The sequence below is a fragment of the Streptomyces sp. MBT65 genome (assembly GCF_016612545.1).
Lineage (GTDB): Bacteria > Actinomycetota > Actinomycetes > Streptomycetales > Streptomycetaceae > Streptomyces.
Map to the genome: position 1 here is coordinate 18,375 of NZ_JAENRY010000044.1, position 25,673 is coordinate 44,047.

Here is a 25,673-nt window from a genome sequence, read left to right on the forward strand (position 1 = left end):
CTATACCAGACAAGTTGGCCGCTATTTTGCACAGACGCGCGCTATCACTCTCATGTGTGACAGCGAGCACACCTTCTAGGTAAAGACCGCATCAAATAGTTTGTGATACGGTTCACGAGAACCCGGGACAGAGCCGAAGGACCGTAGTGCGACGGTCCATTGGCGTGAGGTTCTCTCTCATCCCGGGACTACGCTCGTCCATGACGACACGCCCCCCTTAGCAAGCGGAGTTGCCGCCATGCCGTCCAATGACGCCCGGATTCTCCTTCAAGCCGCTGTGCCCACAGCTGCCGTCGGCGCGATTGCCGCCGTCGTCAGTGCCGTGGTCGCCGGCGGTGAAGGAGCTATTGGGGCAGCCGTTGGGACGCTGATCGTGATCCTCTTCATGGGAATCGGGCTCTACGTTCTGCAGCGCACTGCCAAATCGCTTCCGCACCTGTTCCAGGCGATGGGCCTCATGCTCTTCGCGGCGCAGATTCTTCTGTTGTTCATTTTCCTCGCCGCGTTCAAGCACACCACGCTGTTCAATCCCAAGGCCTTCGCGTTCACGCTGCTCGCCGGAACCATCGTCTGGACCGCCGCGCAGACCCGTGCCCACATGAAGGCCAAGATCCTCTACGTCGAGCCCGAGAAGTCGGGGCACTCGTCGTGAGAGGTAGGGCCGGGATAAGAGCACGTAAGCGACCCTGCTATCGTCCGGTGCCAACTGCGGCATCGCGGGCGCGGGCATCTGAGCTGACGCCTGCTCAATCGCGAGGCTCGATGCCCCACTGCCGCCCCCACATCCGTAACACCAGTCCAGTGCCGAACCGCGGCTGTCCGCCGCGCCGACACAACGAGGTTGCCGTACCTATGCGCCACGCTGAAGGAGCCCGCGGTGAGTGCTGACCCGACGCAGGTGCTCGCCTTCGAGACCGACTGCCACATCTTCGACGGCTGTGGCTTCCCGGCTCCCGGCCTGCACTCGTTCCTGTTCAAGCCCCTTCTGGGGGACGGCGACAGCAACTTGTACTTCAACAAGACGATGCTGCTGGCGCTGCTCGGCTCGATCATCGTCGTCGGCTTCTTCTGGGCCGCCTTCCGCAAGCCGAAGGTCGTCCCCGGCAAGCTGCAGATGGTCGCCGAGTCCGGCTACGACTTCATCCGCCGCGGTGTCGTCTACGAGACCATCGGCAAGAAGGAAGGCGAGAAGTACGTACCGCTCGTCGTCTCGCTCTTCTTCTTCATCTGGATGATGAACATCTGGTCGATCGTCCCGGTCGCCCAGTTCCCGGTGACGGCGATCATTTCCTATCCGGCCGTTCTCGCGGGCATCGTCTACATCCTGTGGGTGTCGCTGACGTTCAAGCGGCACGGATTCGTCGGTGCCTTCAAGAACTTCAGCGGTTACGACAAGTCGCTCGGCGCGGTTCTCCCGCTGGCGATGGGCATCGAGCTGCTCTCGAACCTGATCGTCCGGCCGTTCACGCACGCGGTGCGACTGTTCGCGAACATGTTCGCGGGCCACACCCTGCTGCTGCTGTTCACGATCGCCAGCTGGTACCTGCTCAACGGCATCGGGATCGCCTACGCGGGTGTCTCGTTCGTCATGGTCCTCGTGATGACGGCCTTCGAGCTCTTCATCCAGGCTCTGCAGGCGTATGTCTTCGTGCTGCTGACCTGCACCTTCATCCAGGGCGCGCTCGCCGAGAACCACTGAGCACCGTCCTCCAGTACCCCCCTCAGCGTCCGGTGGCCAACCCCCGCCGGTCCGTACAGACAAGGAAGAATCAGCATGGCTGCCACTGAGACCCTCGCTGCCGTCTCCGGTTCGCTCGGCTCCATCGGCTACGGCCTCGCCGCCATCGGTCCGGGCGTCGGCGTCGGCATCATCTTCGGCAACGGCACCCAGGCGCTGGCCCGTCAGCCCGAAGCCGCCGGCCTGATCCGCGCCAACCAGATCCTCGGCTTCGCCTTCTGTGAGGCCCTTGCCCTCATCGGCCTGGTCATGCCGTTCGTCTACGGCGTCTGATCAGTCGATCAGCAACAGCCCACTAGACGAAAGGCACTGACATGAGCCAGCTGCTCATTCTGGCGGCCGAGAAGGAAAACCCTCTCGTCCCGCCGATCCCCGAGCTTGTCATCGGCCTGATCGCCTTCGTCATCGTCTTCGGCTTCCTCGCCAAGAAGCTCCTCCCGAACATCAACAAGGTTCTGGACGAGCGCCGCGAGGCCATCGAGGGCGGTATCGAGAAGGCCGAGGCCGCCCAGACCGAGGCCCAGAGCGTGCTTGAGCAGTACAAGGCTCAGCTCGCCGAGGCCCGGCACGAGGCCGCGCGGCTGCGCCAGGAGGCGCAGGAGCAGGGCGCCACGCTCATCGCCGAGATGCGCGCGGAAGGCCAGCGGCAGCGCGAGGAGATCGTCGCCGCCGGTCACACGCAGATCGACGCCGACCGCAAGGCCGCTTCGCAGGCGCTGCGCCAGGACGTGGGCAAGCTCGCCACCGACCTGGCCGGCAAGCTCGTCGGCGAGTCCCTCGAGGACCACGCCCGGCAGAGCCGTGTGATCGACCGTTTCCTCGATGAGCTCGAGGAGAAGGCCGAGGCCGCGCGATGAACGGAGCGAGCCGCGAGGCCCTGGCAGCCGCACGTGAGCGTCTCGACGCGCTGACGGACTCCACGTCCGTGAACGCGACGCAGCTCGCCGACGAGCTGGCCGCCGTCACCGCGCTGCTCGGCCGTGAGGTGTCCCTGCGCCGGGTCCTCACCGACCCGGCGCAGGACGGCGAGGCCAAGGCCCAGCTTGCCGAGCGCCTGCTCGGCGGCCAGGTCGGCGGCCCCGCCCTCGACCTGCTGTCCGGCATGGTGCGCTCCCGCTGGTCGCAGTCCCGCGACCTGGTGGACGCGCTGGAGGAGCTGGCGGCCACCGCCGACCTCACCGCCGCCCAGCAGTCGGGCGAGCTCGACGACGTCGAGGACGAACTGTTCCGGTTCGGCCGGATCGTCGCCTCGAACACCGGACTGCGCGCCGCGCTGACCAACCGCGCCGCCGGCACCACGGCCAAGAGCGAGCTGCTCGGCAGCCTGCTCGGCGGCCGCGCCAAGCCGGCCACCGAGCGACTGGTGACCCGCCTGGTGACCGCGCCCCGGGGACGTAGCCTGGAAGCGGGACTCGAGTCCCTGTCCAAGCTCGCCGCCGAGCGCCGCAGCCGCCTGGTCGCGGTCGTCACCACGGCGGTCCCGCTGAGCGACCCGCAGAAGCAGCGCCTGGGCGCCGCCCTCGCGAAGCTCTACGGCCGCCACATGCACCTGAACATCGACGTGGACCCCGAGGTCCTCGGCGGGATCCGGGTGCAGGTCGGCGACGAGATCATCAACGGCTCCATCGCGGACCGCCTCGATGACGCCGCTCGCCGCATGGCGAGCTAGCAGCACCCATACAAAGACGTAGTAAGGCGGCCCGAGTTGGGCCGTGCAGAGGATTCACCTCGTTCATGGGGGGAGTCCCCCCATCCCCCCAAGTGAAACTTCGGGCCCAACAAGGAGAGCAGGGAACCCAGATGGCGGAGCTCACGATCCGGCCGGAGGAGATCCGGGACGCGCTGGAGAACTTCGTCCAGTCGTACAAGCCGGACGCGGCCTCGCGCGAGGAGGTCGGTACGGTCACCCTTGCCGGCGACGGCATCGCGAAGGTCGAGGGCCTGCCCTCGGCCATGGCCAACGAACTGCTGAAGTTCGAGGACGGCACCCTCGGTCTTGCGCTCAACCTCGAAGAGCGCGAGATCGGTACCGTCATCCTCGGTGAGTTCAGCGGTGTCGAGGAGGGCCAGCCGGTCACCCGCACCGGCGAGGTCCTGTCCGTCGCCGTCGGCGAGGGCTACCTGGGCCGTGTCGTCGACCCGCTCGGCAACCCGATCGACGGCCTCGGCGAGATCGAGACCACCGGCCGCCGCGCGCTGGAGCTTCAGGCCCCGGGCGTCATGGTCCGCAAGTCGGTGCACGAGCCGATGGAGACCGGCTACAAGGCCGTCGACGCGATGACCCCGATCGGCCGTGGCCAGCGTCAGCTGATCATCGGCGACCGCCAGACGGGCAAGACCGCCCTGGCCGTCGACACGATCATCAACCAGCGCGACAACTGGCGCTCGGGCGACGTGAACAAGCAGGTCCGCTGCATCTACGTCGCCATCGGTCAGAAGGGCTCCACCATCGCCTCCGTGCGTGGTGCGCTCGAAGAGGCCGGCGCGCTGGAGTACACGACCATCGTCGCCGCCCCGGCGTCCGACCCGGCCGGCTTCAAGTACCTCGCCCCGTACACCGGTTCGGCCATCGGCCAGCACTGGATGTACGACGGCAAGCACGTCCTCATCATCTTCGACGACCTCTCGAAGCAGGCCGACGCCTACCGCGCCGTGTCCCTGCTGCTGCGCCGTCCGCCGGGCCGCGAAGCCTACCCGGGTGACGTCTTCTACCTGCACTCCCGTCTGCTGGAGCGCTGCGCGAAGCTCTCCGACGAGATGGGCAAGGGCTCGATGACCGGTCTGCCGATCGTCGAGACCAAGGCCAACGACGTCTCGGCGTTCATCCCGACCAACGTCATCTCCATCACCGACGGCCAGTGCTTCCTGGAGTCGGACCTCTTCAACGCCGGTCAGCGCCCCGCGCTGAACGTCGGTATCTCCGTCTCCCGAGTCGGTGGTTCCGCGCAGCACAAGGCGATGAAGCAGGTCTCCGGCCGACTCCGCCTCGACCTCGCCCAGTACCGCGAGCTGGAGGCGTTCGCCGCCTTCGGTTCCGACCTGGACGCCGCGTCGAAGGCCCAGCTGGAGCGCGGTCAGCGTCTGGTCGAGCTGCTCAAGCAGGCTCAGTACCAGCCGATGGCCACCGAGGACCAGGTCGTCTCCGTGTGGTCCGCGACCACCGGCAAGATGGACGACGTACCGGTCGAGGACATCCGCCGCTTCGAGAAGGAGCTCCTGGAGTACCTGCACCGCAAGGAGCAGGGCCTCATGACCTCCATCAAGGAGGGCGGCAAGATGTCGGACGACACCCTCACCGCCGCCGCGGACGCGATCACCGAGTTCAAGAAGCAGTTCGAGACCTCGGACGGCAAGCTCCTCGGCGAGGACGCCCCGGCCGCGGCCAAGTGACGTAAGGAAGGGACCTGACTCATGGGAGCCCAGCTCCGGGTCTACAAGCGTCGCATCCGATCCGTCACCGCGACCAAGAAGATCACCAAGGCGATGGAGATGATCGCCGCCTCGCGCGTCGTCAAGGCGCACCGCAAGGTGCAGGCCTCGACGCCGTACGCGAAGGAACTGACGCGTGCGGTCACGGCGGTCGGTACGGGTTCGAACACCAGGCACCCGCTGACCACCGAGGCGGAGACGCCAACCCGTTCCGCTGTGCTGCTCCTCACGAGCGACCGCGGTCTGGCCGGCGCCTTCAACTCCAACGCCATCAAGGCCGCGGAGCAGCTGACCGCGCGTCTCGAGGCCGAGGGCAAGGAGGTCGACACGTACATCGTCGGCCGCCGCGGTGTCGCCCACTACAACTTCCGTGAGCGCAAGATCGCGGAGCAGTGGACCGGCTTCACCGACCAGCCCGAGTACGCGGACGCGAAGAAGGTCGCGGGTCCGCTCATCGAGGCCATCGAGAAGGACACGGCGGAGGGCGGCGTGGACGAACTCCACATCGTCTACACCGAGTTCGTCTCGATGATGACGCAGACGCCGATCGACAGCCGGCTGCTGCCCCTCAGCCTCGAAGAGGTCGCGGAAGAGGCTGCGCCCCAGGGCGAGATCCTTCCGCTGTACGACTTCGAGCCGTCGGCGGAGGACGTCCTGGACGCCCTCCTGCCGCGGTACGTCGAGAGCCGTATCTACAACGCGCTGCTCCAGTCGGCCGCCTCCAAGCACGCGGCCACCCGCCGCGCGATGAAGTCGGCGACCGACAACGCGGGAGACCTGATCACTACGCTCTCCCGTCTTGCCAACGCGGCCCGCCAGGCCGAAATCACCCAGGAAATCAGCGAGATCGTCGGTGGCTCCGCAGCCCTGGCCGACGCGACCGCGGGGAGTGACAAGTAATGACGACGACAGTTGAGACGGCCGTTGCCACGGGCCGCGTCGCCCGGGTCATCGGCCCGGTCGTCGACGTGGAGTTCCCCGTCGACGCGATGCCGGAGATCTACAACGCTCTGCACGTCGAGGTGGCCGACCCGGCGCTCGACGGCGCGAAGAAGACGCTGACCCTGGAGGTCGCCCAGCACCTGGGTGACGGCCTGGTCCGCACCATCTCGATGCAGCCCACCGACGGTCTGGTCCGCCAGGCCGCCGTCACCGACACGGGCACGGGCATCACCGTCCCGGTCGGCGACTTCACCAAGGGCAAGGTGTTCAACACCCTCGGTGAGGTGCTGAACAGCGAGGAGAAGTACGAGGGCGAGCGCTGGTCCATCCACCGCAAGGCCCCGCGCTTCGACGAGCTCGAGTCGAAGACCGAGATGTTCGAGACCGGGGTCAAGGTCATCGACCTGCTGACCCCGTACGTCAAGGGCGGCAAGATCGGCCTGTTCGGCGGTGCCGGCGTCGGCAAGACGGTGCTCATCCAGGAGATGATCTACCGCGTCGCCAACAACCACGACGGTGTCTCCGTGTTCGCCGGTGTCGGCGAGCGCACCCGTGAGGGCAACGACCTCATCGAGGAGATGGCCGACTCGGGCGTCATCGACAAGACGGCGCTTGTCTTCGGCCAGATGGACGAGCCCCCGGGCACCCGTCTGCGCGTGGCCCTGGCCGGTCTGACCATGGCGGAGTACTTCCGCGATGTGCAGAACCAGGACGTGCTGTTCTTCATCGACAACATCTTCCGCTTCACGCAGGCCGGTTCCGAGGTCTCGACCCTGCTCGGCCGGATGCCCTCCGCGGTGGGCTACCAGCCGAACCTGGCCGACGAGATGGGTCTCCTCCAGGAGCGCATCACCTCGACCCGCGGTCACTCGATCACCTCGATGCAGGCGATCTACGTCCCCGCGGACGACCTGACCGACCCGGCCCCGGCCACCACCTTCGCCCACCTCGACGCGACGACGGTTCTCTCCCGTCCGATCTCCGAGAAGGGCATCTACCCGGCCGTGGACCCGCTAGACTCCACGTCCCGCATCCTGGACCCCCGCTACATCGCGGCGGACCACTACAACACCGCGATGCGCGTCAAGACGGTCCTCCAGAAGTACAAGGACCTTCAGGACATCATCGCGATCCTCGGCATCGACGAGCTGGGCGAGGAGGACAAGCTCACCGTCCACCGTGCCCGTCGCGTGGAGCGCTTCCTGTCCCAGAACACCCACGTCGCCAAGCAGTTCACCGGCGTCGACGGGTCGGACGTCCCGCTGGACGAGTCGATCGTGGCCTTCAACGCGATCATCGACGGCGAGTACGACCACTTCCCGGAGCAGGCGTTCTTCCTCTGCGGTGGTATCGAGGACCTGAAGGCGAACGCGAAGGAGCTGGGCGTCTCCTGACCCCACGCTTCACCTGAGGGGGTGGGGCCGTGTCCCACCCCCTCTCCCACGCCCACTAGAATTGACCCAACACCCGGCACGACCGCCGGGTGGTGACCCGAGGAGCCCACCTTGGCTGCTGAGCTGCATGTCGAGCTCGTCGCCGCGGACCGCCAGGTCTGGTCCGGCGAGGCCACCCTGGTCGTCGCGCGTACCACGTCCGGCGACATCGGCGTCATGCCCGGTCACCAGCCGCTGCTCGGTGTGCTGGAGTCGGGCCCGGTGACCATCCGTACGAGCGACGGAGGGACGGTCGTCGCCGCGGTGCACGGCGGTTTCATCTCGTTCGCGGACAACAAGCTGTCGCTGCTCGCCGAGATCGCCGAGCTGTCGGACGAGATCGACGTCCAGCGCGTGGAGCGCGAGCTGGAGCAGGCGAAGGCGGCGGGCGACGAGTCCGCCGAGCGCCGCGCGGACGTCCGACTGCGTGCGGTGGAGACGCGCTGAACCCAGCGTTGACGCGATGACGTGACTCAGCCGCGGCTGGGACCGGAGGAATCCGGCCCCAGCCGCGGCTGAGGCGAATGTGGGTGTTTTTTCCGTTCCGTTACCTGTTTTACCTAGGAGACGAGGAGGTCGGTGTCGATGGTCCTCGCTCTGACTGTGTGCGGAATCGTGGTGGCCCTGGTGGTGCTGGGGCTGTTCGTCTTCGGCCTGCGCCGCAGACTCATCCAGCGCTCCGGCGGCACCTTCGACTGTTCGCTCCGCTGGGACGTCCCGGAGAAACCCGACACCAACGGCAAGGGCTGGAGCTACGGCGTCGCCCGCTACAACGGCGACCGCATCGAGTGGTACCGCGTCTTCTCCTACGCCTACCGCCCGCGCCGCACCCTGGAACGCTCGGCGATCGAGGTGGCCGGCCGCCGCCTCCCCGAGGGCGAGGAGGAGCTGGCGCTGCTCTCCGACGCGATCATCCTGACCTGTCTGCACCGGGGCACGCGGCTCGAACTCGCCATGAGCGAAGACGCGTTGACCGGTTTCCTGGCCTGGCTGGAGGCGGCACCCCCCGGCCAGCGGGTCAACGTGGCCTGATCGGACACACCGGGTTGGGTATGTCGGCCTGGCTGACGACGACCGTGTGCGGCGCGGAGCCGATTGTCACGGTGACGTCCACCGGAGAGGCGGCGATGAGAGCGGCTGCGGCGGCCGTGGTGAGGGCGCCGGCGGACGCGGCCCAGGAGTGGACGGACCTCTTGCCGGTGCGGGACGTGGTGGTCCTGCGCTTCATGGTTTCCCCCGTGGTGCGGTGTTCCGCTTGCTGTCGTAGGACCAAGATGCCCCAGGTCAGCAGCTTCCTACCGACGCCAACCGGCCTCCACCCCGGGCCGAAGGGCCCTCCGGGGTGCACGCCGGGGGCGCGCGCCGTTCGCAACGCGCCGCGGACAGACCGGAGAGGTCCGCCCGCGGCGGTGTGCTGAGGGGGTGGGGATCAGCTCAGCCCGTTGTTGATGGCGGTCACCAGCTCACCGTTGCTGGTGTCGCCGCTGAAGTCCCAGAAGAACGCGCCGCCCAGACCCTGGGTCTTGGCCCACGCCATCTTCGTGCCGATGGTCGCCGGGGTGTCGTACGACCACCAGTTGTTGCCGCAGTAGGCGTACGCCGTGCCGGCGATGGTGCCGGTGGCCGGGCAGGTCGTCTTGAGGACCTTGTAGTCCTCGATGCCCTGCTCGTAGGTGCCCGCCGCCGGGCCGGTCGCCGTGCCGCCGGGTGCGGCCTGGGTCACGCCGGTCCAGCCTCTGCCGTAGAAGCCGATGCCGATGAGCAGCTTGCTCGCGGCGACTCCCTTCGACTTGAACTTGGCGATCGCGTCGGCCGTCGTGAAGCCCGGGGTCGGGATGCCGGTGTAGGTGGTGAGCGGGGAGTGCGGGGCGGTCGGGCCGTCCGCGTCGAAGGCGCCGAAGAAGTCGTACGTCATCACGTTGTACCAGTTGACGTACTGGGCCGCGCCCGCATAGTCGGCGGCGTCGATCTTGCCGCCGGAGGTGCCGTCCGCCGTGGTGGCGGCGGTGACCAGGTAGCTGGAGCCGAACTTGGTGCGCAGGGCGGACATCAGGTTCTTGTACGCCGCCGCGCCGCTGGTGTCGCAGCTCAGGCCGCAGGCGTTCGGGTACTCCCAGTCGATGTCGATGCCGTCGAACACGTCGGCCCAGCGCGGGTCCTCGACCAGGTTGTAGCAGGACTGGGCGAACGCGGTCGGGTTGGCCGCGGCCTGCGCGAAGCCGCCGGACCAGGTCCAGCCGCCGAAGGACCACAGGATCTTGATGTTCGGGTACTTGGCCTTCAGCTGGCGCAGCTGGTTGAAGTTGCCGGCCAGCGGCTGATCCCAGGTGTCGGCGACGCCGCTGACCGACTGGTCGGCGGTGAACGTCTTCTGGTAGTCGGCGTAGGCGTCACCGATCGCGCACTGCCCGTTCGTCACGTTGCCGAACGCGTAGTTGATGTGCGTGATCTTCGCCGCCGAGCCCGAGGTCACCAGGTTCTTGACCTGGTAGTTGCGGGTGTAGGTGCCCCACTCGGTGAGGTACCCGAGCTTGACCTTGCTGCCGGTGGTCGGGGGAGTGGTGGTGCCACCCGTGGTGTGCACGGCGACCGAGCCGCTGGCCGGGCCGGTCTGGTCGGCGGTGTCGCGGGCCTGCACCGTGTACGAGTAGTCGGTGCCGGCGGTCAGGCCGGTGTTCGTGTACGACGTAGTCGTCACCGTGGCGACCTTGGTGCCGTCGCGCAGCACGTCGTAGTTCTTGATGCCCTTGTCGTCGGTGGCGGCCGACCAGGACAGGTTCACCGAGGTGTCGGTGATCGACGACGCGGTGGGGGTGCCGGGCGCGGAGGGGGCCGCGTCACCGGGGACGGTGGTGCCGCCGTCACAACTGCCGCCGTTCAGCAGACAGTTGGAGGGCGAACCGGAGCCGGCGCCGTTGAAGCCGAAGGAGACGGAGGCGCCCGCGGCGATGGTGCCGTTGTAGGACTTGTTCTTCGCGGTCCAGTGGGTGCCGGAGGACGTGACGTCCGCGTCCCAGGCCGAGGTGACGGACGTACCGGAGGGGAAGTCCCACTCGACCGTCCATGAACTGATCGCGCTGGTACCGGTGTTCTTGACGGTCCACTGGCCGCCGAAGCCGGTGCCCCAGTCGCTGGTCTTGGCGAAGGTCGCGGTGGCGGTCGAGGCGGCCTCGGCGGGAGCCGCCAGACCGACCAGCGCGGCGAGCGGAAGCAGCAGGGTGGTGAACCCGGCAACTGCTCTGGTTCTGAAGCGCATTGAGCGCCTCCTCAGGGTGTCGGGGGTGACAGGGGGCGCGACTGAGCCTTCGCGCCCACGGTGCCGTGAGAATAGAAAGGTCTGGACCACGGGTCAATAGGTCTGGACCACTTTGGTAGGGGTGTGCTAAACCCCAATTCACGCACCGGCAAAGTCACTTGACCCCGGCCGCGCCCCCCGACGCGGCGCGCAACCGCTCCGACAGCTGGTCAGCGTTCCCCGCCCGGCACCCACAACACGTCCCCCGCCGTCTTGTTGGCGGTCCGGGCCAGGATGAACAGCAGGTCGGAGAGGCGGTTCAAGTAGGTCGCCGTCAGGGGGTTCATCACCTCGGCGTGGACCTCCAGGGCCGACCAGGTCGAGCGCTCCGCCCGCCGAACGACCGTGCACGCCTGGTGGAGGAGGGCCGCGCCCGGGGTGCCGCCCGGGAGGATGAAGGAACGGAGCTTCTCCAGCCGCTCGTTGAAGTGGTCGCAGTCCGCCTCCAGCTTGTCGATGTAGAACTGCTCGACGCGCAGCGGCGGGAACTCCGGTTCGGCGACGACCGGGGTGCACAGGTCCGCGCCCACGTCGAACAGGTCGTTCTGGACACGGGTGAGGACCTTGACGACGTCCTCGTCCAGACCGCCGAGGGCGACGGCCGTGCCGATCGCCGCGTTCGCCTCGTTCGTGTCGGCGTACGCCGAGATACGGACGTCGGTCTTGGCGACCCGGCTCATGTCGCCGAGGGCGGTGGTGCCCTGGTCGCCGGTCCTGGTGTAGATGCGCGTCAGATTGACCATGTGGCCAGCGTAACCAGGCCCGGCCGCCGCTCAACTAGGCCGTACGGGCGGTCGAATGACCCGTGCCGGTGTGATGTCCGTCAGATGAGACGTGACGCGCGTTACTAACCGGTCACACAGCGCCGCACCTTCGCTAGTGTCCGCCGAGAGGCATACGGATACACGCTGTAAGCGTTTCAAAGGGGAGTCGCACAGTGGCACGGAAGCTTGCCGTCATCGGCGCCGGACTCATGGGTTCCGGTATCGCCCAGGTCTCCGCGCAGGCGGGCTGGGACGTCGTCCTGCGCGATGTCACCGACGAAGCCCTGAAGCGTGGCACCGACGGTATCAAGGCCTCGTACGACAAGTTCGTGAGCAAGGGGAAGCTGGAGGCGCACGACGCCGACGCGGCCCTGGGACGTATCACGGCGACCACCGACCTCGACGCCGCCGGCGACGCGGACATCGTCGTCGAGGCCGTCTTCGAGAAGCTGGAAGTCAAGCACGAGATCTTCCGCGCGCTCGACAAGATCGTCCGCGAGGACGCCGTCCTCGCCTCCAACACCTCCGCCATCCCGATCACGAAGATCGCGGCCGTGACGGAGCGTCCGGAGCGCGTCGTCGGCACGCACTTCTTCTCGCCGGTCCCGATGATGCAGCTCTGCGAACTCGTCCGCGGCTACAAGACGAGCGACGAAACCCTCGCCACCGCGCGGGAGTTCGCCGAATCCGTCGGCAAGACCTGCATCGTCGTCAACCGTGACGTGGCCGGCTTCGTGACGACCCGTCTCATCTCGGCGCTCGTCGTCGAGGCGGCGAAGCTGTACGAGTCGGGCGTCGCCAGCGCCGAGGACATCGACCTCGCCTGCAAGCTGGGCTTCGGCCACGCGATGGGCCCGCTGGCGACGGCGGACCTCACCGGCGTCGACATCCTGCTGCACGCCACGAGCAACATCTACACCGAGTCGCAGGACGAGAAGTTCGCCCCTCCGGAGCTGATGCGCCGAATGGTGGACGCCGGTGACATCGGACGCAAGAGCGGGCAGGGCTTCTACAAGCACTGAAACCGCACACGCCCCGGCGGCATCACACGCAGGGGTGAATTCGGTATCGGTTCGCTCACAGACGGCAACCTCCCGGCACCTCAAGCAGTCAGACGTTGCATCACCGACTTCGGCGACATCACCGACATGACCGAGTACGCCACCGCACTCACGGGGAGCGCATATGTACATCAGGGGCGACCACGTCGAGCTGGTCGTCGGGGGCCGCCTCGACGTCCGCAGCGCGGCGGACGCCCGTACGGTCCTGCACTCGGCCGTCGACGACGGAGTCGGCGATCTGGTGCTGGACCTGTCCGAGCTCGACTCCTGGGACGCCACCGGCCTCGGCGTGATCATGGGAGCCCATCGACGGGCCGGCCGCTGCGGCCGCCGCCTGGTGCTGCGCCGCGTACCCCCGCAGATGCAGCGCCTGCTCGTGGCCACCCGGCTGCACCGCATCCTGGCCATCGAGGGCGGCATCGGGGTGGAGTCACTTCCCAGAGTGTGACACTTTCGCCGAAAGCGGCACACTTCTCGAAAGAGGCCCGGTCGGGCGCCCGCGAAAGATCCACCGCGCACAATCCTCACGAGACTGTGATGTCTCGGACGGCGCGGTACCCCGGCCTGTCGTAGATACTGTGCCAAGGTTTAGGGTTCGGTCGCCCGCTACCACACAACCCTTCGAGCGGGCCCGGACCAGAAGCGACAGCGCGGTGTGCACAAGGCCGGGAGGGGCCTTGGGTCCTGTCGACCCGCACACGACGCTTTTGGGGGGCTTGGACCTATGGACCCGATCGACCGGGAACCCGAGGAGTACGGCCAGGACGGCGACGACACGTCGTCCCGTCAGCGCCCGCCCCGGGAACCCCTCACACCCGACTTCGGCCAGCACACACCCGCACTCGCCCGCACCGTGCAGGTGGTCGCCGGTGAGTTCCTGCTCACCGTCAATCCCGTCGACGGCAGCGAGATCGAGGCCTGCCAGCCCGGACAGCGGCCCGGCCGGCCCGCCAAGTTCAGCGCCGCCGAGCGCGCCGAGGCGGCCCGCGCGGCCAGACCACCGGTCCCGCCCGGCCTGAACCGCCCCGAACTGCCGCTCCTGGAACGCCAGGAAGAGCGCGAGCGTCTCGTACGGCTGCTCGCCCGCGGCCGTTCCGTACGGCTCACCGGCCCCTCGGGCTCCGGACGCACCAGCCTGCTCGACCTCGTCGCCGAGGACTGCCTGGACCTCGCCCCCGACGGCGTGATCCGCCTCACCGGCTTCCACCGCACCGCCACCGACCTCCTCCACGACCTCTTCCACGCCGTCTACGACGCACCCCTGCACCGCCCCGACCGGGCGGAACTGCGCGCGCTCACGGGGGAGATCGGCGCGGTCGTCGTCCTCGACGACATCGAGTTCGGCGCCGCCGCCCTCGACGAACTCCTCGACGCGACTCCCGAGTGCGCCTTCCTGATCGCCGCGACCCCGGAGGTCCCGGCGCCGTCCGCGGACTCCGCCATCGAGGAGGTCTTCCTCGGCGGCCTGGGCCGGCCCGGCGCCGTGGAGGTCCTGGAGCGCGCGGTGGGCCGCGTCCTCACCGAGGAGGAGGCGAACTGGGCGGGCGACCTCTACTTCGAGTCCGAGGGGCTGCCCCTGCGCTTCGTCCAGGCCGGCGCCCTGCTCCGCCAGCGCGACCAACTGCGCGTCGGCACCAGCGCCGTCGAGGAGTTCGGCGTCTTCCAGGACGCGACCCCGGTCGACGCGCCCTTCGACGCCCCGCCCCTTGACCCCGAAGAGGGCGACGCCCTACCCCTGCCGTCCCTCGGTGAGGCCGCCGCGCCCGCGGCGCTGCTCGCCTCCCGGCTCAGCAACTCGGCGCGGGCCACCCTGCGCTTCGCCGTCGCGCTCGGCGGCGAGGTGCCGCACCAGGCGCATCTGCCCGCCCTCGTCGGCGACACCCACGCGGACGCCGCCCTCGGCGAACTCGCGGGCTGCGGACTGGTCTCCCCGGTCGGCTCCCGCTACCGGCTCGCCACCGGCGTCCAGACCCAGATCGAGGCCGCCGGATACGGCGACGACATCGCGTCCGGTGCCCTCATCGCCGCCCTGCACTACTCCTGGTGGGCCGGGCACCCCTCGGTCACCCCCGAGCGCGTGTGCGCCGAGGCGGACGCCCTGCTCGCCGCGCTCGACGCCCTGCTGCCGGCGACGACCCCGCCCGGCGACGGCGAGGAGAGCACGACCGTCCAGCTGGCCCGCACGGCGGCCCCCGCGTTCGCCGCCGGGCTGCACTGGAGCGCCTGGGAGCGCGTGCTGCGGTCCGGCGCCGAGGCCGCCCGACTTGCCGACGACGTCGGTGAACAGGCCTATTTCCAGCACGAGTTGGGGGTCCTCGCGCTCTGTGAGGGCGAACTCGACCGCGCCCGGGCCGAGTTGGAGTCCTCCATCGGCCTGCGCGGTGCCGCCGCCGACAAGCGCGGAGCCGTCGCCGGGCGTCGGGCCCTCGCCCTGGTCGCCGACCGCTCCGGCTTCTCGCTCGGCCCCGGTGTCATGGCCGGTGACGAAGTGCCCGACGCGCGCCACGAGGAGTCGGCCCCGCCGCCCGGTGGCACACCGGCGCCCTTCCCGCCGCTCCAGCCGCCCGGCGAGACCTACACCCTCGTCTCCCCCCAGGCCTCGTCCCCGAAGTCCCACAACAAGGCCCGGGGCGGCCTCCGCGGCTACGCCCGGCGCAACCTCGTCGCGGCCGGCGCGGGCGTGCTGCTCGCCGCCGTCCTCGGCACCGTCGTCACCCTCGGCGCCACGTCCAACAACAACGCCGACAACCCGTCCGACAAGGTCGGCGTCAATCCGTCGCCCAGCCAGGGCACCGGCGACGACAGCCTCGGCGCCGACCCGGCGAAGGGGGGCGACGGCACCGGCACGGCCACCAGCCGCCCGACCGACCCGGGCCCGGACGGCACGATGGGCACGTCGGACGACCCCACCCCGACGGGCACCGGCACACCTTCGGACAAGCCGAGCGGGACGAGCGGGTCGAGCACGCCGTCGCCGACCAGGTCCACGACGAGCAGGCCGACTTCGCCGAGCCCGAGCACGCCGCATTCCACGCCTCCCTCGGAGACGCCTTCGGAGACCCCCTCCGGGTCCGCGACGCCGACCGATTCGCCCACGCCGTCGATCACCCCGTCCACCGACACCTCCGCTAGCGGCGCGACCTCCAGCGCCCCCATGGACACGACCAGTTCGGCCGCCCCCGGAACCAGTGACGCTTCGGACGCCGTCATCTGACACTCCGTACGACAACGAAAGGGCCGGCTCCGATGATCGGAACCGGCCCTTTTCGCGTCGTGGCGAAGTCGGTGTCTGGCGACGTCGGGTCAGAACAGCCGCAGCTTGTCGTCCTCGATGCCGCGCAGGGCGTTGTAGTCCAGGACCGTGCAGCCGATGCCGCGGTCGGTGGCGAGGACGCGGGCCTGGGGCTTGATCTCCTGGGCGGCGAAGATGCCGCGGACCGGGGCGAGATGCGGGTCGCGGTTCAACAGCTCTAGGTAGCGCGTGAGTTGCTCCACGCCGTCGATCTCGCCGCGCCGCTTGATCTCGATCGCGACGGTCTGGCCCTCCGCGTCCCGGCACAGGATGTCGACCGGGCCGATGGCCGTCATGTACTCGCGGCGGATCAGCGTGTAGCCCTCGCCGAGGGTGTCGATGCGGTCGGCGAGCAGCTCCTGGAGGTGCGCTTCCACGCCGTCCTTGATCAGGCCGGGGTCCACGCCGAGTTCGTGCGAGGAGTCGTGGAGGATCTCCTCCATCGTGATGATGAGCTTCTCGCCCGCCTTGTTGGTGACGGTCCAGACGTCCGCGGGATCGTCGGCGGTCCCCGAACCCTCCTTCAACGTGCAGGGCGGCGACATCCAGTTGAGGGGCTTGTAGGCCCGGTCGTCCGCGTGGATCGAGACGCTGCCGTCCGCCTTCACCAGGATCAGACGGGGGGCGGAGGGGAGGTGGGCGGTGAGCCGGCCCGCGTAGTCCACGGAACACCGGGCAATGACGAGACGCATGGTCGGCAACGCTACTCGACGGGCGGCAGTGAACGCGATTCGCCCTGGAAGACCCGTGACGCCCCTTGTTCATTAGTGGCCGATTGTGGGCCTATTGAGAGTTCCGTATGTACGCATTCTCCTGGTGCCGCCTCCTTCTGTTGCCTACCGTATAAACGGGAGGTCGCGAGACGTGTACGCAGCGTGTTCGTAATCGCGGACTCCCTTACCTGTCCGGCAACCCCTGCGCGTTGGGGGTGCGAGAGGAGAACCCATGTCGCTCGACGTCTCACCGGCCCTACTCGAAAAGGCCGAGCGAGGCGAGGTCGACGAAGCTGAATTCGTCGACTGCGTCCGGACCTCCCTGCCTTACGCATGGGAGATGATCAGCTCCCTGGTGGCTCAGCTGAAGGTCGACGGCGGTGCGTTCGCCGACAACCAGACGCCGCCGCCGGACGAGCAGGCACGCGGTCAGTTGCTGCGTGCGCTCGCGAGTGACGCGATACGCGGCGCGCTGCAGCGACACTTCGGTGTACGCCTGGCCTTCCAGAACTGCCACCGGGTGGCAGTGTTCCCGCTGGACGGCTCGGTGGACGAGACGCTGACCCGCTTCACCTCGGTGCGCAGTCAACTGCTGAACCAGTCCCCGGAGTTCAGGGACTGCTGACGCGTCGATCGCGCACCACCGCTTGCCGCTCCGTACGCGGGAGGTGCCTTTAGTACTGGGGCGGCAAGCTCCCCGCGGTTCGCTCAGCCGAGGTGGGGGAGCACCTCGGCGCCGAGCCGCCGTACGTTCTCCTCGGTCGCCGCGAGGTCCCCGGACCCCTCGACGAGCAGCGCGAAGCGGGAGATGCCGGTCCGCTCGGAGGTCGCCGCGAGCCGGTCGGCGCACAGCCGCGGGGTGCCCACCGGGTGCAGTCCGCAAAGGAGTTCGGTGTACGCGAGCGGGTCGCGCATCCGGCGCTCGCGGTCGTCCACGGTGACATGCGCGTCGAGCCCCTGCCTGAGCCAGCCCGGCATCGCCTTCACGAGCGCCTCCACGGCGTCCGCGCGCTTGTCGGCGATCTGGCAGACCCCGGCCGACACATGTGCCGCGCCGTGGATCTCCTCCGCTGGCCGTCCGGCCGCCCGCGCCAACTGCCGCCACAGGGTGACCATCTCGGCCTTCTCCTCGTCCCCGACATGCATGCCCAGCAGCATCGGCAGGCCCCGCTCGGCCGCCAGCCGCACGCTCGCGGGCGAGGTGCAGGCGACGACGACCTCGGGGCCCGGCGCGTCCGACAGCGCCTCCGACGGCCTGGGTACGACCGGGACTTCACGGAACGCGAAGCGGTCCCCGGTGCCCGCGACCGACGGCTCGCGCAGCCAGCGCATCAACAGATCGAGGGATTCCGGGAATCCCCGTTCGTACGCGGCGAGGCCCGCGCCGAAGACCTCCAGGTCGACCCAGGGCCCGCCGCGGCCCACGCCCAGCGAGAAGCGGCCGCCGCTGGTCACATGCAGCAGCGCGGCCTGCTCGCCGAGGGCGACCGGGTGGACCGTGGGCAACACGCTGACCGCGGTGCCGACGCGGATCCGCCGGGTGCGGCCGAGCAGCAGCGCGGCCAGGGTGATCGCGGACGGGCAGGTGCCGTAGGGCACGAAGTGGTGCTCGGCCAGCCAGGCCGTGTCGAGACCGGCTTCCTCAGCGACCTCCACCGAGCGGACCGCGCGGTGCAGGGCCTCCCCCTGGCCCTGTCCCGGGAACTGGGCCGCCAACACAAAACTTCCGACGCGCATGGTTCTTCCTGCTTCCTTGGCTCCGACACGGAGCTCCCCCACCGGGCATAACCGTCCGACACGTGCCTAGGACACGGCCTGGCGGAGAGATTTGCGGATTGTCTGCAGAATGCGCGGTCCCGAGGGGGACTTGTGTGGGTTGATGCCCTTCGCGTACCCCTGTCCGCGCCACGTAGGCTGGACACAGCCCTTGCCTCCTGTATAGCCCCGTGAGGTGTTCTGTGTCCCCGCGTCGCAACCGACCCAAGGAGTCCGGTTCCCCCGGCCAGAGCGCCGACGACGACCGCTCCGGCCGCTACGGCGGCTGGCAGTCCACGGAGCACTGGCAGGGCGAGGAGTGGAGCGTGCGCCATGTCGCCGGGGCGAGCGCGGAGGGCAAGACGTACCGCTGCCCCGGCTGTGACCAGCAGATCCCCTCCGGAGTCCCGCACGTCGTGGCCTGGCCGGAGCACTCCGGCGTGGACGACCGGCGGCACTGGCACAAGGCCTGCTGGAACGCGAAGGACCGCCGCACCACACGGGTGCAGCGGTCCAGGAACGCGCCGAAGTTCTAGGCCGAGTCCTCAATAAGTGGTACGGGTCACACGTCCCGCTGCTCCAGCAGTGCGGCCGCGCCCGCGAACGCCACGGCCGTCACACCCAGGATGATCCACAGCGGGTCCCAGCCCGAAGGGCCGCTCTCCGTCAGGGAGTTGGAGTAGAAGACGCTCAACTGGTTCGGGATCGAGTACTCGAACAGGGCCTGGCGCACGTTCTCCAGGGACTGCGAGAACATGAACAGAGCGATGACCAGCGGCGCGAGCACCGCGCCGATCATGACGGTGATCGCGCCCGCGGAGTGCCGGATGATCGAGCCGATGATCAGCGAGAGCAGTCCGAGCAGCGCGACGTAGAGGGAGACGCCGACGGTCCCCTTGAACCACTCGCCCGCGGACGGGTCCTTCGCGCCGTTGTTCGCCAGCAGCGAGGCGTCCACGAAGGCGATGAACGACGCGGCCACCAGCGTGACCACGAAGGCGACCCCGAAGAACACGATCGACTTCGCCGCCAGCACGCGGACCCGGCTGGGGCAGGCGGTCATCGTCGTGCGGATCATGCCGGTGCCGTACTCGGAGGCCGTGGTCAGCACGCCGAGCGTGATGATGCACATGAGGCCGAGCAGCAGTCCGAAGAAGCCGAGGGAGAGCGGGTTCTCGCCGTTCATCTCGGACGAGGAGTTGCTGACCACGACGGCGGCGAGCAGCCCGATGCCGATGACGAGGACCACGAACACACCGAGCGTCCAGATCGTCGAACGCACCGACTTGATCTTCGTCCACTCGGAGGCGAGCGCGTGTCCGAGATGCGTGCGCACCACCGGGATCGGCGAGGTGTACCCACCGTACGAAGGACCGTTCGCCGCCTGCCAGTTGGGCACGGCTGCCGGCGGCATCGGGGTCTGGGGCGTACTCATCGGGCGTCCTCGGGCTTGGTCAGGTCGGGGGAGGAGGGCGGCGCGTCCACCGGGGCGGCCGGAGCGGGAGCGGGGGCGGCGGCCGGGGCCTGAACCGCCGGGGCGCCCTGAGCCGGGGCCTGAGGCGGCTGTGCCGGTGTCTGCGGGGGCATGGGCGCCGGAGGCCCGTACGAGCCCGGTACGCCCCCGCCGGGGGCCGCAGGGGCGNCGTAGGGATTCGGGGCGCCGTAAGGATTCGCCGGGGGCTGTCCCATCGCGAACGGCTGTCCGCCCTGCTGCGGTGACGGCGGCGCGTACCAGCCCGGCTGGCCCTGGCCCGGCACCGGCATCGGGGGCTGTGCGCCCGGCGGCAGTTGCTGCATCAGGCCGGCCTTCTGGTCGATCGTCGAGCGGTAGTCGACGGCGCCCTGCGTCATCCGCATGTACGCCTCCTCCAGCGAGGCCTGGTGCGGGGACAGCTCCCACAGTCGTACGTCCGTGTCGTGCGCGATGTCGCTGATGCGCGGGAGCGGCAGTCCCGTCACGCGCAGCCCGCCGTCCTGCTCGGGCAGTACATGGCCGCCGGCCTCGGTCAGCGCGGAGGTCAGCTTCTCGCGGAGCTGGGGCTCGGTGTCGGGGGTGCGTACGCGGGCGAAGTCGGCGGAGTTGGCCGAGATGAAGTCCCGCACGCTCATGTCCGAGAGGAGCTGTCCGCGTCCGATCACGATGAGCTGGTCGGCGGTCAGCGCCATCTCGGCTCATCAGGTGCGAGGAGACGAAGACGGTACGGCCCTCCGCCGCGAGCGCCTTCATCAGGTTCCGCACCCAGAGGATGCCCTCGGGGTCGAGTCCGTTGACCGGCTCGTCGAAGAGCAGCACCTGGGGGTCGCCGAGGAGCGCGGCGGCGATGCCTAGTCTCTGCCCCATGCCCAGGGAGAATCCCTTGGAGCGCTTTCTCGCCACGTCCTGGAGGCCCACGACCCCGAGCACCTCGTCCACGCGCCGGGCCGGGATGCCCGAGAGCTGGGCCAGGCTGAGCAGATGGCTGCGGGCGCTCCGGCCGCCGTGCACCGCCTTGGCGTCGAGCAGGGCGCCGACCTGACGGGGTGCGTTCGGCAGCTTGCGGTAGGGGAAGCCGCCGATCGTCACCTGTCCTGACGTGGGGTTGTCCAGGCCGAGGATCATGCGCATCGTCGTCGACTTGCCCGAGCCGTTGGGCCCGAGGAAGCCGGTGACGGCACCGGGCCGCACCTGGAAGGAAAGGTTGTACACGGCGGTCTTGTCGCCGTAGCGCTTGGTCAGGCCGACAGCCTCGATCATGCTCCGCACCCATCGAAAGGATCAGGACAGCAGGGCACACGCCCCCGTAAGGGTTAGGAGGATATCGGGGCGCTGACGGTTCCGCTCAAGAGAAAGTAAAGCGATGGCCTTGGGTCGGGGGCGGCACCCCGTGATCTCGTCCCCGGCATCGGGCCGGTGGGGGTGCCGGGGTCGCGTCGGTACGGCGTGCCCGCTGCCACAGTGGACGGGGCGGGGAGCAGCTGAGCGGCGGGCTCGCCGTACCGCCACGACCCGCTCGCGTACGTCGGCGGATGCGGCCCCGTGGGGTGTGTGCGTGCCCCGGTGCTCGGGTGCGGGTGGTGTGAGGCGCGCCTCGACCGCGGTGTTCTCCCGCGTGCTCGAACGACTCCGCGCACGGCGCCCCCGCCGCGTCGTCGGGGACGGTTGCCGATGCGGGCGTCTCCGCTGTTGTGCGGCCGAGGGCATCGGGCTCGGCCCAGGTGCCGTTCGCGGGCCCCGTCCGGGCGCCCTTGATGTCTCGCATTCGTGCGGGCGACCCAAATCACCTGGCCGGCGTCTCCGTCGTCGTGCGGCCGAGGCATCGAGGCGCCGCCCGGCCATCGTCCGTGCGCCCGTCCAAGCGCCGCGCGGTCGGCCCCGTCTCGGCGCAGTTGATACCCCGTGACCCGATCGACCGGCGGAGCCCTACGCGTCGCGGCGCTTCAGCAGGACGTACGCGCCGAGCAGGGCCGCCGCCACCCAGAGGGCCATGATTCCGAAGCCGCCCCAGGGGCCGTAGGGTGCGGAGTCGTCGACCGGGGTGACCACCTGCATGATCTTGCTGCCGGCCTGGTCGGGGAGGTACTGGCCGATCTTCTTCGTCGCGGAGACGTTGCCGAGGATGTTGGAGATCAGGAAGAAGAACGGCATCAGGATGCCCAGGGACAGCATCGGTGAGCGCAGCATCGAGGCGATGCCCATGGAGAACATCGCGATCAGGGTCATGTAGAGCCCGCCGCCGATCACCGCGCGCAGCACGCCCGGGTCGCCGATCTCCGCCTTGTGCGAGCCGAGCATCGCCTGGCCGAGGAAGAACGTGACGAAGCTGGTCACCAGGCCGACGACGAGACAGAGCCCGGTGGCCACCGCGATCTTGCCGAACAGGAAGGTGCCGCGCTGCGGGACCGCCGCCAGCGACGTGCGGATCATGCCGGTGCTGTACTCGTTCGACACGACGAGCACCCCGAACACGATCATCGCGAGCTGCCCGAGACTCATCCCGGCGAAGCTGATGAACGTCGGGTCGAAGGAGAGTTTGTCCTTCTCGCTCATGTCGTCGAACTGGTTCTTCGACAGCGCCGAGATGAGCATGCCCAGCCCGATCGTCACCACCAGGGCGAGAGACAGTGTCCATACCGTCGATGCCACGGAGCGGATTTTCGTCCACTCGGAACGGATGACCTGGGTCGCCGCCATGTCAGTCCTTCTTCCAGCCGTCGCCCCAGCCCTGCTGTTGCGCGGCAGGTGCGGCGGCGGGTGCGTCGGAATGCGCGTGGTACTCCACCGACTCCGCGGTCAACTGCATGAACGCCTCCTCCAGGGAGGCCTGTTGGGGACTCAGCTCGTGCAGCACCAGCTGGTGCGACGCGGCCAGCTCACCGATCTGCTCGGACTTGCCCCCGTCGACCTCCAGCACCCCGCTGCCGGACTCGACCACCGTGATCCCGGCCTGGTGCAGAACGTCGAGCAGCCGCTCGCGCTGCGGGGTGCGGATCCGGACGTAGGACCGCGAGTTCTGCTGGATGAAGTCCGCCATGGACGTGTCCGCGAGGAGTCGGCCCTGGCCGATGACGACGAGGTGATCGGCCGTCAGCGCCATCTCGCTCATCAGGTGCGAGGAGACGAAGACCGTACGGCCTTGCGCGGCAAGGGACTTCATCAGGTTGCGGATCCAGTGGATGCCCTCGGGGTCGAGCCCGTTGACCGGTTCGTCGAACATCAGGATGCGGGGATCGCCGAGCAGCGCGCCCGCGATGCCGAGCCGCTGGCCCATGCCCAGCGAGAACCCCTTGGCCTTCTTCTTCGCCACCGCCGTCAGCCCGACGGTGTCCAGCACCTCGTGCACCCGGGCCTTCGAGATGCCGTTGCTCTGCGCCAGGCACAGGAGATGGTTGAAGGCGCTGCGCCCGCCGTGCATGGCCTTGGCGTCGAGGAGGGCGCCGATGTACGTCAGCGGGTCCTTGAGCTGGTCGTAGTGCTGGCCGTCGATGCGTACGTCCCCGGCGGTCGGCCGGTCGAGCCCGAGCATCATGCGCATGGTCGTCGACTTGCCGGCGCCGTTCGGGCCGAGGAAGCCCGTGACGATGCCGGGTCTCACGGCGAAGGTGAGGTTGTTCACCGCCACCTTGTCGCCGTACCGCTTGGTCAGCCCCTCGAGCTCGATCATGCGGCCACGTTAGGACCGCCGTTGGGCTGATGCCACCCGGACGGGCAAACAGAGTCCGACGGCGCAGGCAACAACGGTGAACGCCGTCGCCCAGGCGAACGCGTGCGGGAAAGCGGTGCTGCCGTGGCCGTGCGCGAGGACCGTCGCCAGGACCGCGGTGCCGACACCGCCGCCGAGCTGCTGCACGATCCGGATGCTGGTGCTCGCGTGCGGGATGCGGGCGCGGTCGAGCCCCTGGTAGGCGCCGACCATGACCGCCATGTTGGCCGCGCTCACCCCGAGTCCGCGTACGACCAGGGCGAGCGCGAGCAACGCGGCGCCGGGGTGCGGGAGGAGGAAGGGGAGGGTGCCGAGCGCGCACAGCAGCATGCCCGCCACGACCACCGGGCGCGGCCCGAGCCGGTCGGTCAGCGGTCCGGTGACCCGGGCCAGCAGACTGCCGAGCCCCTGCGGCGCCAGCAGCAGCCCGGCCGCGATCACGCCCTCGCCGCGCACCTGTTGGTAGTAGAGGGGGAGCAGGAACATCCCGCCGAACAGGGCGAGCCCGTTGAGGAACGTCAGGATCGAGGAGACGGCGAACGCGCGGTCCTTGAACAGACGGAGGTCCACGAGGGGTTCGCGGGCGCGCAGTGCGTGCCGGGCGAACAGGGCGATCAGTACGGCGCCCACGGGGATCGCGCTCGCACGGGCCGCGCCGGTCTCCGACAGGCCGTAGACCAGGGTGGCGAGGCCGGGGGAGAGGAGCAGGAGGCCGGTCAGGTCGAGGTGGTGGCCGGGGCGGGGGGTGTCCTTCGGGACGCCGCGCCAGGCGAGGGCGAGGGCGAGCAGGCAGACGGGCAGGTTGACGTAGAAGATCCAGCGCCAGCTGAGGTGGCCGACGATCAGGCCGCCGACGACCGGGCCGAGGATCGGTACGACCATGGCGGGCAGGGTGATCACCGCCATCAGGCGGCCGAGGGACCGGCCGCCGGCGGCGCGCATCACCAGGGTCTGGAGCACGGGCAGGAGCAGGCCGCCGCCGATGCCCTGGACCACCCGGAAGGCGATCAGCGAGCCGATGTTCCAGGCGAGCCCGCAGAGAAGGGACCCGGTGAGGAAGAGGGCCAGCGCGCCGAGCCAGACCTGCCGGGAGTCGTAGCGCTCCACGGCCCAGCCGGAGACGGGGACGACCGTCGCGAGGGCGAGGAGGTATGCGGTGCTGACCCTCCCCCACTGCCTTAAAGGCGTGGGGGGACCCCCATCGGCTCGCCGTCGAGGCGTTCAGGTCGTGGCCCAGGGTGTGCAGGGCTATGGAGACGATCGTGCTGTCGAGCAGCGGGGCGAGGGCGCCGAGGACGAGGATGCCGGCGAGTCTGCGGACGGCGGGGTCGAGGCGGGTGGTGGTGGTCGACACGGTTCCCCCTTTGGAGACGGTGCGTCTCTTATTTGGCCCACGATAGGCTGGACCCGATAAGAGACGCAAGGTCTCCTGGGTCTCGTAGGTCTCCTGAGTGGAAGGTGCCGGTGATGACCGGAGAGCAGACGCGGCGGCGCGGGGCCGCCCTGGAGGCCGACATCCTGGACGCCGTGTGGGAGGAGCTGGCCGAGGTCGGCTACGCCCGCCTCACCATGGAGGGCGTAGCGGCCCGTGCGAAGACCGGCAAGCAGGTCCTCTACCGGCGCTGGCCCAACCGCGCCGAACTGGTCAAGGCCGCCATGCCCCACCGCACGGGCTTCCTCGCCGACCAGCTGCTCGACACCGGGGAGCTGCGTGCGGACGTGCTGGCCGTACTGCGGCTGATGGTCGAGCGGCAGCGGGAGATCGGGCCCGACGTCATCCGGGGACTGCTCGCGGAGGCGCACGAGCTGGACCCGAAGGTGTTCGGGATCATGCACGACATCCTGCTGACCCTGCTTCAGCGGGCCGTCGAGCGCGGCGAGATCCCCACCGCCGACCTTCCCCGACGGGTCGTCACCGTCCCCGCCCAGTTGCTGCGCTACGAGATGATCCTGTCCCGCGACCCGGTCGCCGACTCCGCCCTCGTCGGGATCGTCGACGACGTCTACCTGCCGTTGTTGCGCGGACACGGCTGAGACCCGGCCGAGACACGGCTGAGGCCCGCACCCCCGA

At 69.2% G+C, this 25,673-nt stretch carries 25 protein-coding genes and 1 pseudogene; 16 read left to right on the forward strand and 10 right to left on the reverse strand.

Annotation, left to right across the window (positions count from 1 at the left end):
* Positions 1–238: 238 nt before the first annotated feature.
* The 10 genes from JHN63_RS12790 to JHN63_RS12835 all read left to right on the forward strand — a co-directional run bounded on the left by JHN63_RS12790 (position 239) and on the right by JHN63_RS12835 (position 8,574).
* A complete protein-coding gene (locus JHN63_RS12790) occupies positions 239–652 on the forward strand; it encodes a hypothetical protein (RefSeq protein WP_200679767.1) in 414 nt (137 codons plus the stop codon).
* A gap of 210 nt (positions 653–862) precedes the next feature.
* A complete protein-coding gene (gene atpB / locus JHN63_RS12795; protein WP_200679868.1) occupies positions 863–1,699 on the forward strand; it encodes a F0F1 ATP synthase subunit A in 837 nt (278 codons plus the stop codon).
* A 75-nt stretch (positions 1,700–1,774) separates the two neighbouring features.
* Positions 1,775–2,011 (forward strand): F0F1 ATP synthase subunit C, encoded by a 237-nt coding sequence (locus JHN63_RS12800; protein ID WP_067273352.1) that lies wholly within the window; start codon positions 1,775–1,777, stop codon positions 2,009–2,011.
* Positions 2,012–2,052: 41 nt separating this feature from the next.
* Entirely contained in the window at positions 2,053–2,595 is a 543-nt protein-coding gene (locus JHN63_RS12805) for a F0F1 ATP synthase subunit B (RefSeq protein ID WP_200679770.1), read from the forward strand.
* The gene (locus JHN63_RS12810; protein ID WP_200679772.1) at positions 2,592–3,407 is read left to right on the forward strand and encodes a F0F1 ATP synthase subunit delta; all 816 of its coding nucleotides are present in this window, start codon (positions 2,592–2,594) and stop codon (positions 3,405–3,407) included. The genes JHN63_RS12805 and JHN63_RS12810 overlap by 4 nt, the downstream gene beginning before the upstream one ends.
* A 131-nt stretch (positions 3,408–3,538) precedes the next feature.
* Positions 3,539–5,128 carry a F0F1 ATP synthase subunit alpha gene (gene atpA, locus JHN63_RS12815; protein ID WP_200679775.1) on the forward strand — a complete coding sequence of 530 codons (1,590 nt, stop codon included), beginning with the start codon at positions 3,539–3,541 and terminating at the stop codon, positions 5,126–5,128.
* A 21-nt stretch (positions 5,129–5,149) separates the two neighbouring features.
* Positions 5,150–6,067 carry a F0F1 ATP synthase subunit gamma gene (locus JHN63_RS12820; RefSeq protein ID WP_200679776.1) on the forward strand — a complete coding sequence of 306 codons (918 nt, stop codon included), beginning with the start codon at positions 5,150–5,152 and terminating at the stop codon, positions 6,065–6,067.
* Complete coding sequence (gene atpD, locus JHN63_RS12825) at positions 6,067–7,503, forward strand: F0F1 ATP synthase subunit beta (RefSeq protein WP_200679778.1); 1,437 nt, start codon at positions 6,067–6,069, stop codon at positions 7,501–7,503. Before JHN63_RS12820 ends, atpD begins: the two co-directional genes overlap by 1 nt.
* Before the next feature lie 111 nt (positions 7,504–7,614).
* On the forward strand, positions 7,615–7,989 hold the full coding sequence (locus JHN63_RS12830; RefSeq protein WP_019060727.1) for a F0F1 ATP synthase subunit epsilon: 375 nt from the start codon (positions 7,615–7,617) through the stop codon (positions 7,987–7,989).
* A gap of 138 nt (positions 7,990–8,127) precedes the next feature.
* A complete protein-coding gene (locus JHN63_RS12835; protein ID WP_200679780.1) occupies positions 8,128–8,574 on the forward strand; it encodes a DUF2550 domain-containing protein in 447 nt (148 codons plus the stop codon).
* On the opposite strand, the gene JHN63_RS12840 is transcribed toward JHN63_RS12835, so the two are convergent.
* From JHN63_RS12840 to JHN63_RS12850, 3 genes are all read right to left on the reverse strand, one after another.
* The gene (locus JHN63_RS12840; RefSeq protein WP_200679782.1) at positions 8,561–8,770 is read right to left on the reverse strand and encodes a hypothetical protein; all 210 of its coding nucleotides are present in this window, start codon (positions 8,768–8,770) and stop codon (positions 8,561–8,563) included. The genes JHN63_RS12835 and JHN63_RS12840 overlap by 14 nt on opposite strands.
* Before the next feature lie 201 nt (positions 8,771–8,971).
* Positions 8,972–10,798 (reverse strand): glycoside hydrolase family 18 chitinase, encoded by a 1,827-nt coding sequence (locus JHN63_RS12845; RefSeq protein ID WP_200679784.1) that lies wholly within the window; start codon positions 10,796–10,798, stop codon positions 8,972–8,974.
* A 209-nt stretch (positions 10,799–11,007) separates the two neighbouring features.
* Entirely contained in the window at positions 11,008–11,580 is a 573-nt protein-coding gene (locus JHN63_RS12850; RefSeq protein WP_200679788.1) for a cob(I)yrinic acid a,c-diamide adenosyltransferase, read from the reverse strand.
* Between the two features lie 194 nt (positions 11,581–11,774).
* Here JHN63_RS12850 and JHN63_RS12855 point away from each other — a divergent pair, with 194 nt between their 5' ends.
* The 3 genes from JHN63_RS12855 (at position 11,775) to JHN63_RS12865 (ending at position 15,876) form a co-directional block, all read left to right on the forward strand.
* Positions 11,775–12,623, forward strand: a complete 849-nt coding sequence (locus tag JHN63_RS12855; RefSeq protein ID WP_200679790.1) for a 3-hydroxyacyl-CoA dehydrogenase family protein — start codon at positions 11,775–11,777, stop codon at positions 12,621–12,623.
* 163 nt (positions 12,624–12,786) lie between these two features.
* Positions 12,787–13,110, forward strand: coding sequence for an STAS domain-containing protein (locus JHN63_RS12860; RefSeq protein WP_019060737.1), 324 nt, complete (start codon positions 12,787–12,789; stop codon positions 13,108–13,110).
* Positions 13,111–13,386: 276 nt separating this feature from the next.
* Positions 13,387–15,876 (forward strand): ATP-binding protein, encoded by a 2,490-nt coding sequence (locus JHN63_RS12865; protein ID WP_200679791.1) that lies wholly within the window; start codon positions 13,387–13,389, stop codon positions 15,874–15,876.
* 89 nt (positions 15,877–15,965) lie between these two features.
* On the opposite strand, the gene nucS is transcribed toward JHN63_RS12865, so the two are convergent.
* Positions 15,966–16,646 (reverse strand): endonuclease NucS, encoded by a 681-nt coding sequence (nucS, locus tag JHN63_RS12870; RefSeq protein WP_200679792.1) that lies wholly within the window; start codon positions 16,644–16,646, stop codon positions 15,966–15,968.
* Between the two features lie 253 nt (positions 16,647–16,899).
* Here nucS and JHN63_RS12875 point away from each other — a divergent pair, with 253 nt between their 5' ends.
* Positions 16,900–17,292, forward strand: a complete 393-nt coding sequence (locus JHN63_RS12875) for an SCO5389 family protein (RefSeq protein WP_200679793.1) — start codon at positions 16,900–16,902, stop codon at positions 17,290–17,292.
* An 83-nt stretch (positions 17,293–17,375) separates the two neighbouring features.
* On the opposite strand, the gene JHN63_RS12880 is transcribed toward JHN63_RS12875, so the two are convergent.
* On the reverse strand, positions 17,376–18,404 hold the full coding sequence (locus JHN63_RS12880) for an LLM class flavin-dependent oxidoreductase (RefSeq protein ID WP_200679795.1): 1,029 nt from the start codon (positions 18,402–18,404) through the stop codon (positions 17,376–17,378).
* Positions 18,405–18,625: 221 nt separating this feature from the next.
* On the opposite strand from JHN63_RS12880, the gene JHN63_RS12885 reads away from it, so the two are divergent.
* The gene (locus JHN63_RS12885; RefSeq protein ID WP_200679797.1) at positions 18,626–18,958 is read left to right on the forward strand and encodes an ATP/GTP-binding protein; all 333 of its coding nucleotides are present in this window, start codon (positions 18,626–18,628) and stop codon (positions 18,956–18,958) included.
* 26 nt (positions 18,959–18,984) lie between these two features.
* Here JHN63_RS12885 and JHN63_RS12890 read toward each other — a convergent pair whose 3' ends face one another.
* The 5 genes and pseudogenes from JHN63_RS12890 to JHN63_RS12910 all read right to left on the reverse strand — a co-directional run bounded on the left by JHN63_RS12890 (position 18,985) and on the right by JHN63_RS12910 (position 24,709).
* The gene (locus tag JHN63_RS12890) at positions 18,985–19,857 is read right to left on the reverse strand and encodes an ABC transporter permease (RefSeq protein WP_200679799.1); all 873 of its coding nucleotides are present in this window, start codon (positions 19,855–19,857) and stop codon (positions 18,985–18,987) included.
* Positions 19,854–21,156 (reverse strand): annotated as a pseudogene (locus JHN63_RS12895) (ABC transporter ATP-binding protein). Before JHN63_RS12895 ends, JHN63_RS12890 begins: the two are co-directional and overlap by 4 nt.
* A 666-nt stretch (positions 21,157–21,822) precedes the next feature.
* Positions 21,823–22,593, reverse strand: coding sequence for an ABC transporter permease (locus JHN63_RS12900; protein ID WP_200679807.1), 771 nt, complete (start codon positions 22,591–22,593; stop codon positions 21,823–21,825).
* A 1-nt stretch (position 22,594) separates the two neighbouring features.
* Positions 22,595–23,563: an ABC transporter ATP-binding protein gene (locus JHN63_RS12905; protein WP_200679809.1), complete on the reverse strand. Its 969-nt coding sequence runs from the start codon at positions 23,561–23,563 to the stop codon at positions 22,595–22,597.
* 9 nt (positions 23,564–23,572) lie between these two features.
* Positions 23,573–24,709, reverse strand: coding sequence for a DHA2 family efflux MFS transporter permease subunit (locus JHN63_RS12910; protein WP_307781881.1), 1,137 nt, complete (start codon positions 24,707–24,709; stop codon positions 23,573–23,575).
* 360 nt (positions 24,710–25,069) lie between these two features.
* Between JHN63_RS12910 and JHN63_RS12915 the strand changes: the two genes are divergently transcribed.
* Complete coding sequence (locus tag JHN63_RS12915) at positions 25,070–25,636, forward strand: TetR/AcrR family transcriptional regulator (protein WP_200679811.1); 567 nt, start codon at positions 25,070–25,072, stop codon at positions 25,634–25,636.
* The last annotated feature ends 37 nt before the right edge of the window (positions 25,637–25,673 follow it).

Excerpts from the sequence above, each read along its gene's own strand:
- JHN63_RS12875 (WP_200679793.1), top strand. The coding sequence starts at position 16,900 with ATGTCGCTCGACGTCTCACCGGCCCTACTCGAAAAGGCCGAGCGAGGC.
- JHN63_RS12860 (WP_019060737.1), top strand. The coding sequence starts at position 12,787 with ATGTACATCAGGGGCGACCACGTCGAGCTGGTCGTCGGGGGCCGCCTC.
- JHN63_RS12845 (WP_200679784.1), bottom strand. The coding sequence starts at position 10,798 with ATGCGCTTCAGAACCAGAGCAGTTGCCGGGTTCACCACCCTGCTGCTT.
- JHN63_RS12890 (WP_200679799.1), bottom strand. The coding sequence starts at position 19,857 with ATGAGTACGCCCCAGACCCCGATGCCGCCGGCAGCCGTGCCCAACTGG.
- JHN63_RS12835 (WP_200679780.1), top strand. The coding sequence starts at position 8,128 with ATGGTCCTCGCTCTGACTGTGTGCGGAATCGTGGTGGCCCTGGTGGTG.
- JHN63_RS12900 (WP_200679807.1), bottom strand. The coding sequence starts at position 22,593 with ATGGCGGCGACCCAGGTCATCCGTTCCGAGTGGACGAAAATCCGCTCC.
- JHN63_RS12820 (WP_200679776.1), top strand. The coding sequence starts at position 5,150 with ATGGGAGCCCAGCTCCGGGTCTACAAGCGTCGCATCCGATCCGTCACC.
- JHN63_RS12915 (WP_200679811.1), top strand. The coding sequence starts at position 25,070 with ATGACCGGAGAGCAGACGCGGCGGCGCGGGGCCGCCCTGGAGGCCGAC.
- JHN63_RS12800 (WP_067273352.1), top strand. The coding sequence starts at position 1,775 with ATGGCTGCCACTGAGACCCTCGCTGCCGTCTCCGGTTCGCTCGGCTCC.
- JHN63_RS12905 (WP_200679809.1), bottom strand. The coding sequence starts at position 23,563 with ATGATCGAGCTCGAGGGGCTGACCAAGCGGTACGGCGACAAGGTGGCG.
- JHN63_RS12880 (WP_200679795.1), bottom strand. The coding sequence starts at position 18,404 with ATGCGCGTCGGAAGTTTTGTGTTGGCGGCCCAGTTCCCGGGACAGGGC.
- JHN63_RS12810 (WP_200679772.1), top strand. The coding sequence starts at position 2,592 with ATGAACGGAGCGAGCCGCGAGGCCCTGGCAGCCGCACGTGAGCGTCTC.
- JHN63_RS12850 (WP_200679788.1), bottom strand. The coding sequence starts at position 11,580 with ATGGTCAATCTGACGCGCATCTACACCAGGACCGGCGACCAGGGCACC.
- atpA (WP_200679775.1), top strand. The coding sequence starts at position 3,539 with ATGGCGGAGCTCACGATCCGGCCGGAGGAGATCCGGGACGCGCTGGAG.
- nucS (WP_200679792.1), bottom strand. The coding sequence starts at position 16,646 with ATGCGTCTCGTCATTGCCCGGTGTTCCGTGGACTACGCGGGCCGGCTC.
- atpD (WP_200679778.1), top strand. The coding sequence starts at position 6,067 with ATGACGACGACAGTTGAGACGGCCGTTGCCACGGGCCGCGTCGCCCGG.
- JHN63_RS12805 (WP_200679770.1), top strand. The coding sequence starts at position 2,053 with ATGAGCCAGCTGCTCATTCTGGCGGCCGAGAAGGAAAACCCTCTCGTC.
- JHN63_RS12840 (WP_200679782.1), bottom strand. The coding sequence starts at position 8,770 with ATGAAGCGCAGGACCACCACGTCCCGCACCGGCAAGAGGTCCGTCCAC.
- JHN63_RS12865 (WP_200679791.1), top strand. The coding sequence starts at position 13,387 with ATGGACCCGATCGACCGGGAACCCGAGGAGTACGGCCAGGACGGCGAC.
- JHN63_RS12790 (WP_200679767.1), top strand. The coding sequence starts at position 239 with ATGCCGTCCAATGACGCCCGGATTCTCCTTCAAGCCGCTGTGCCCACA.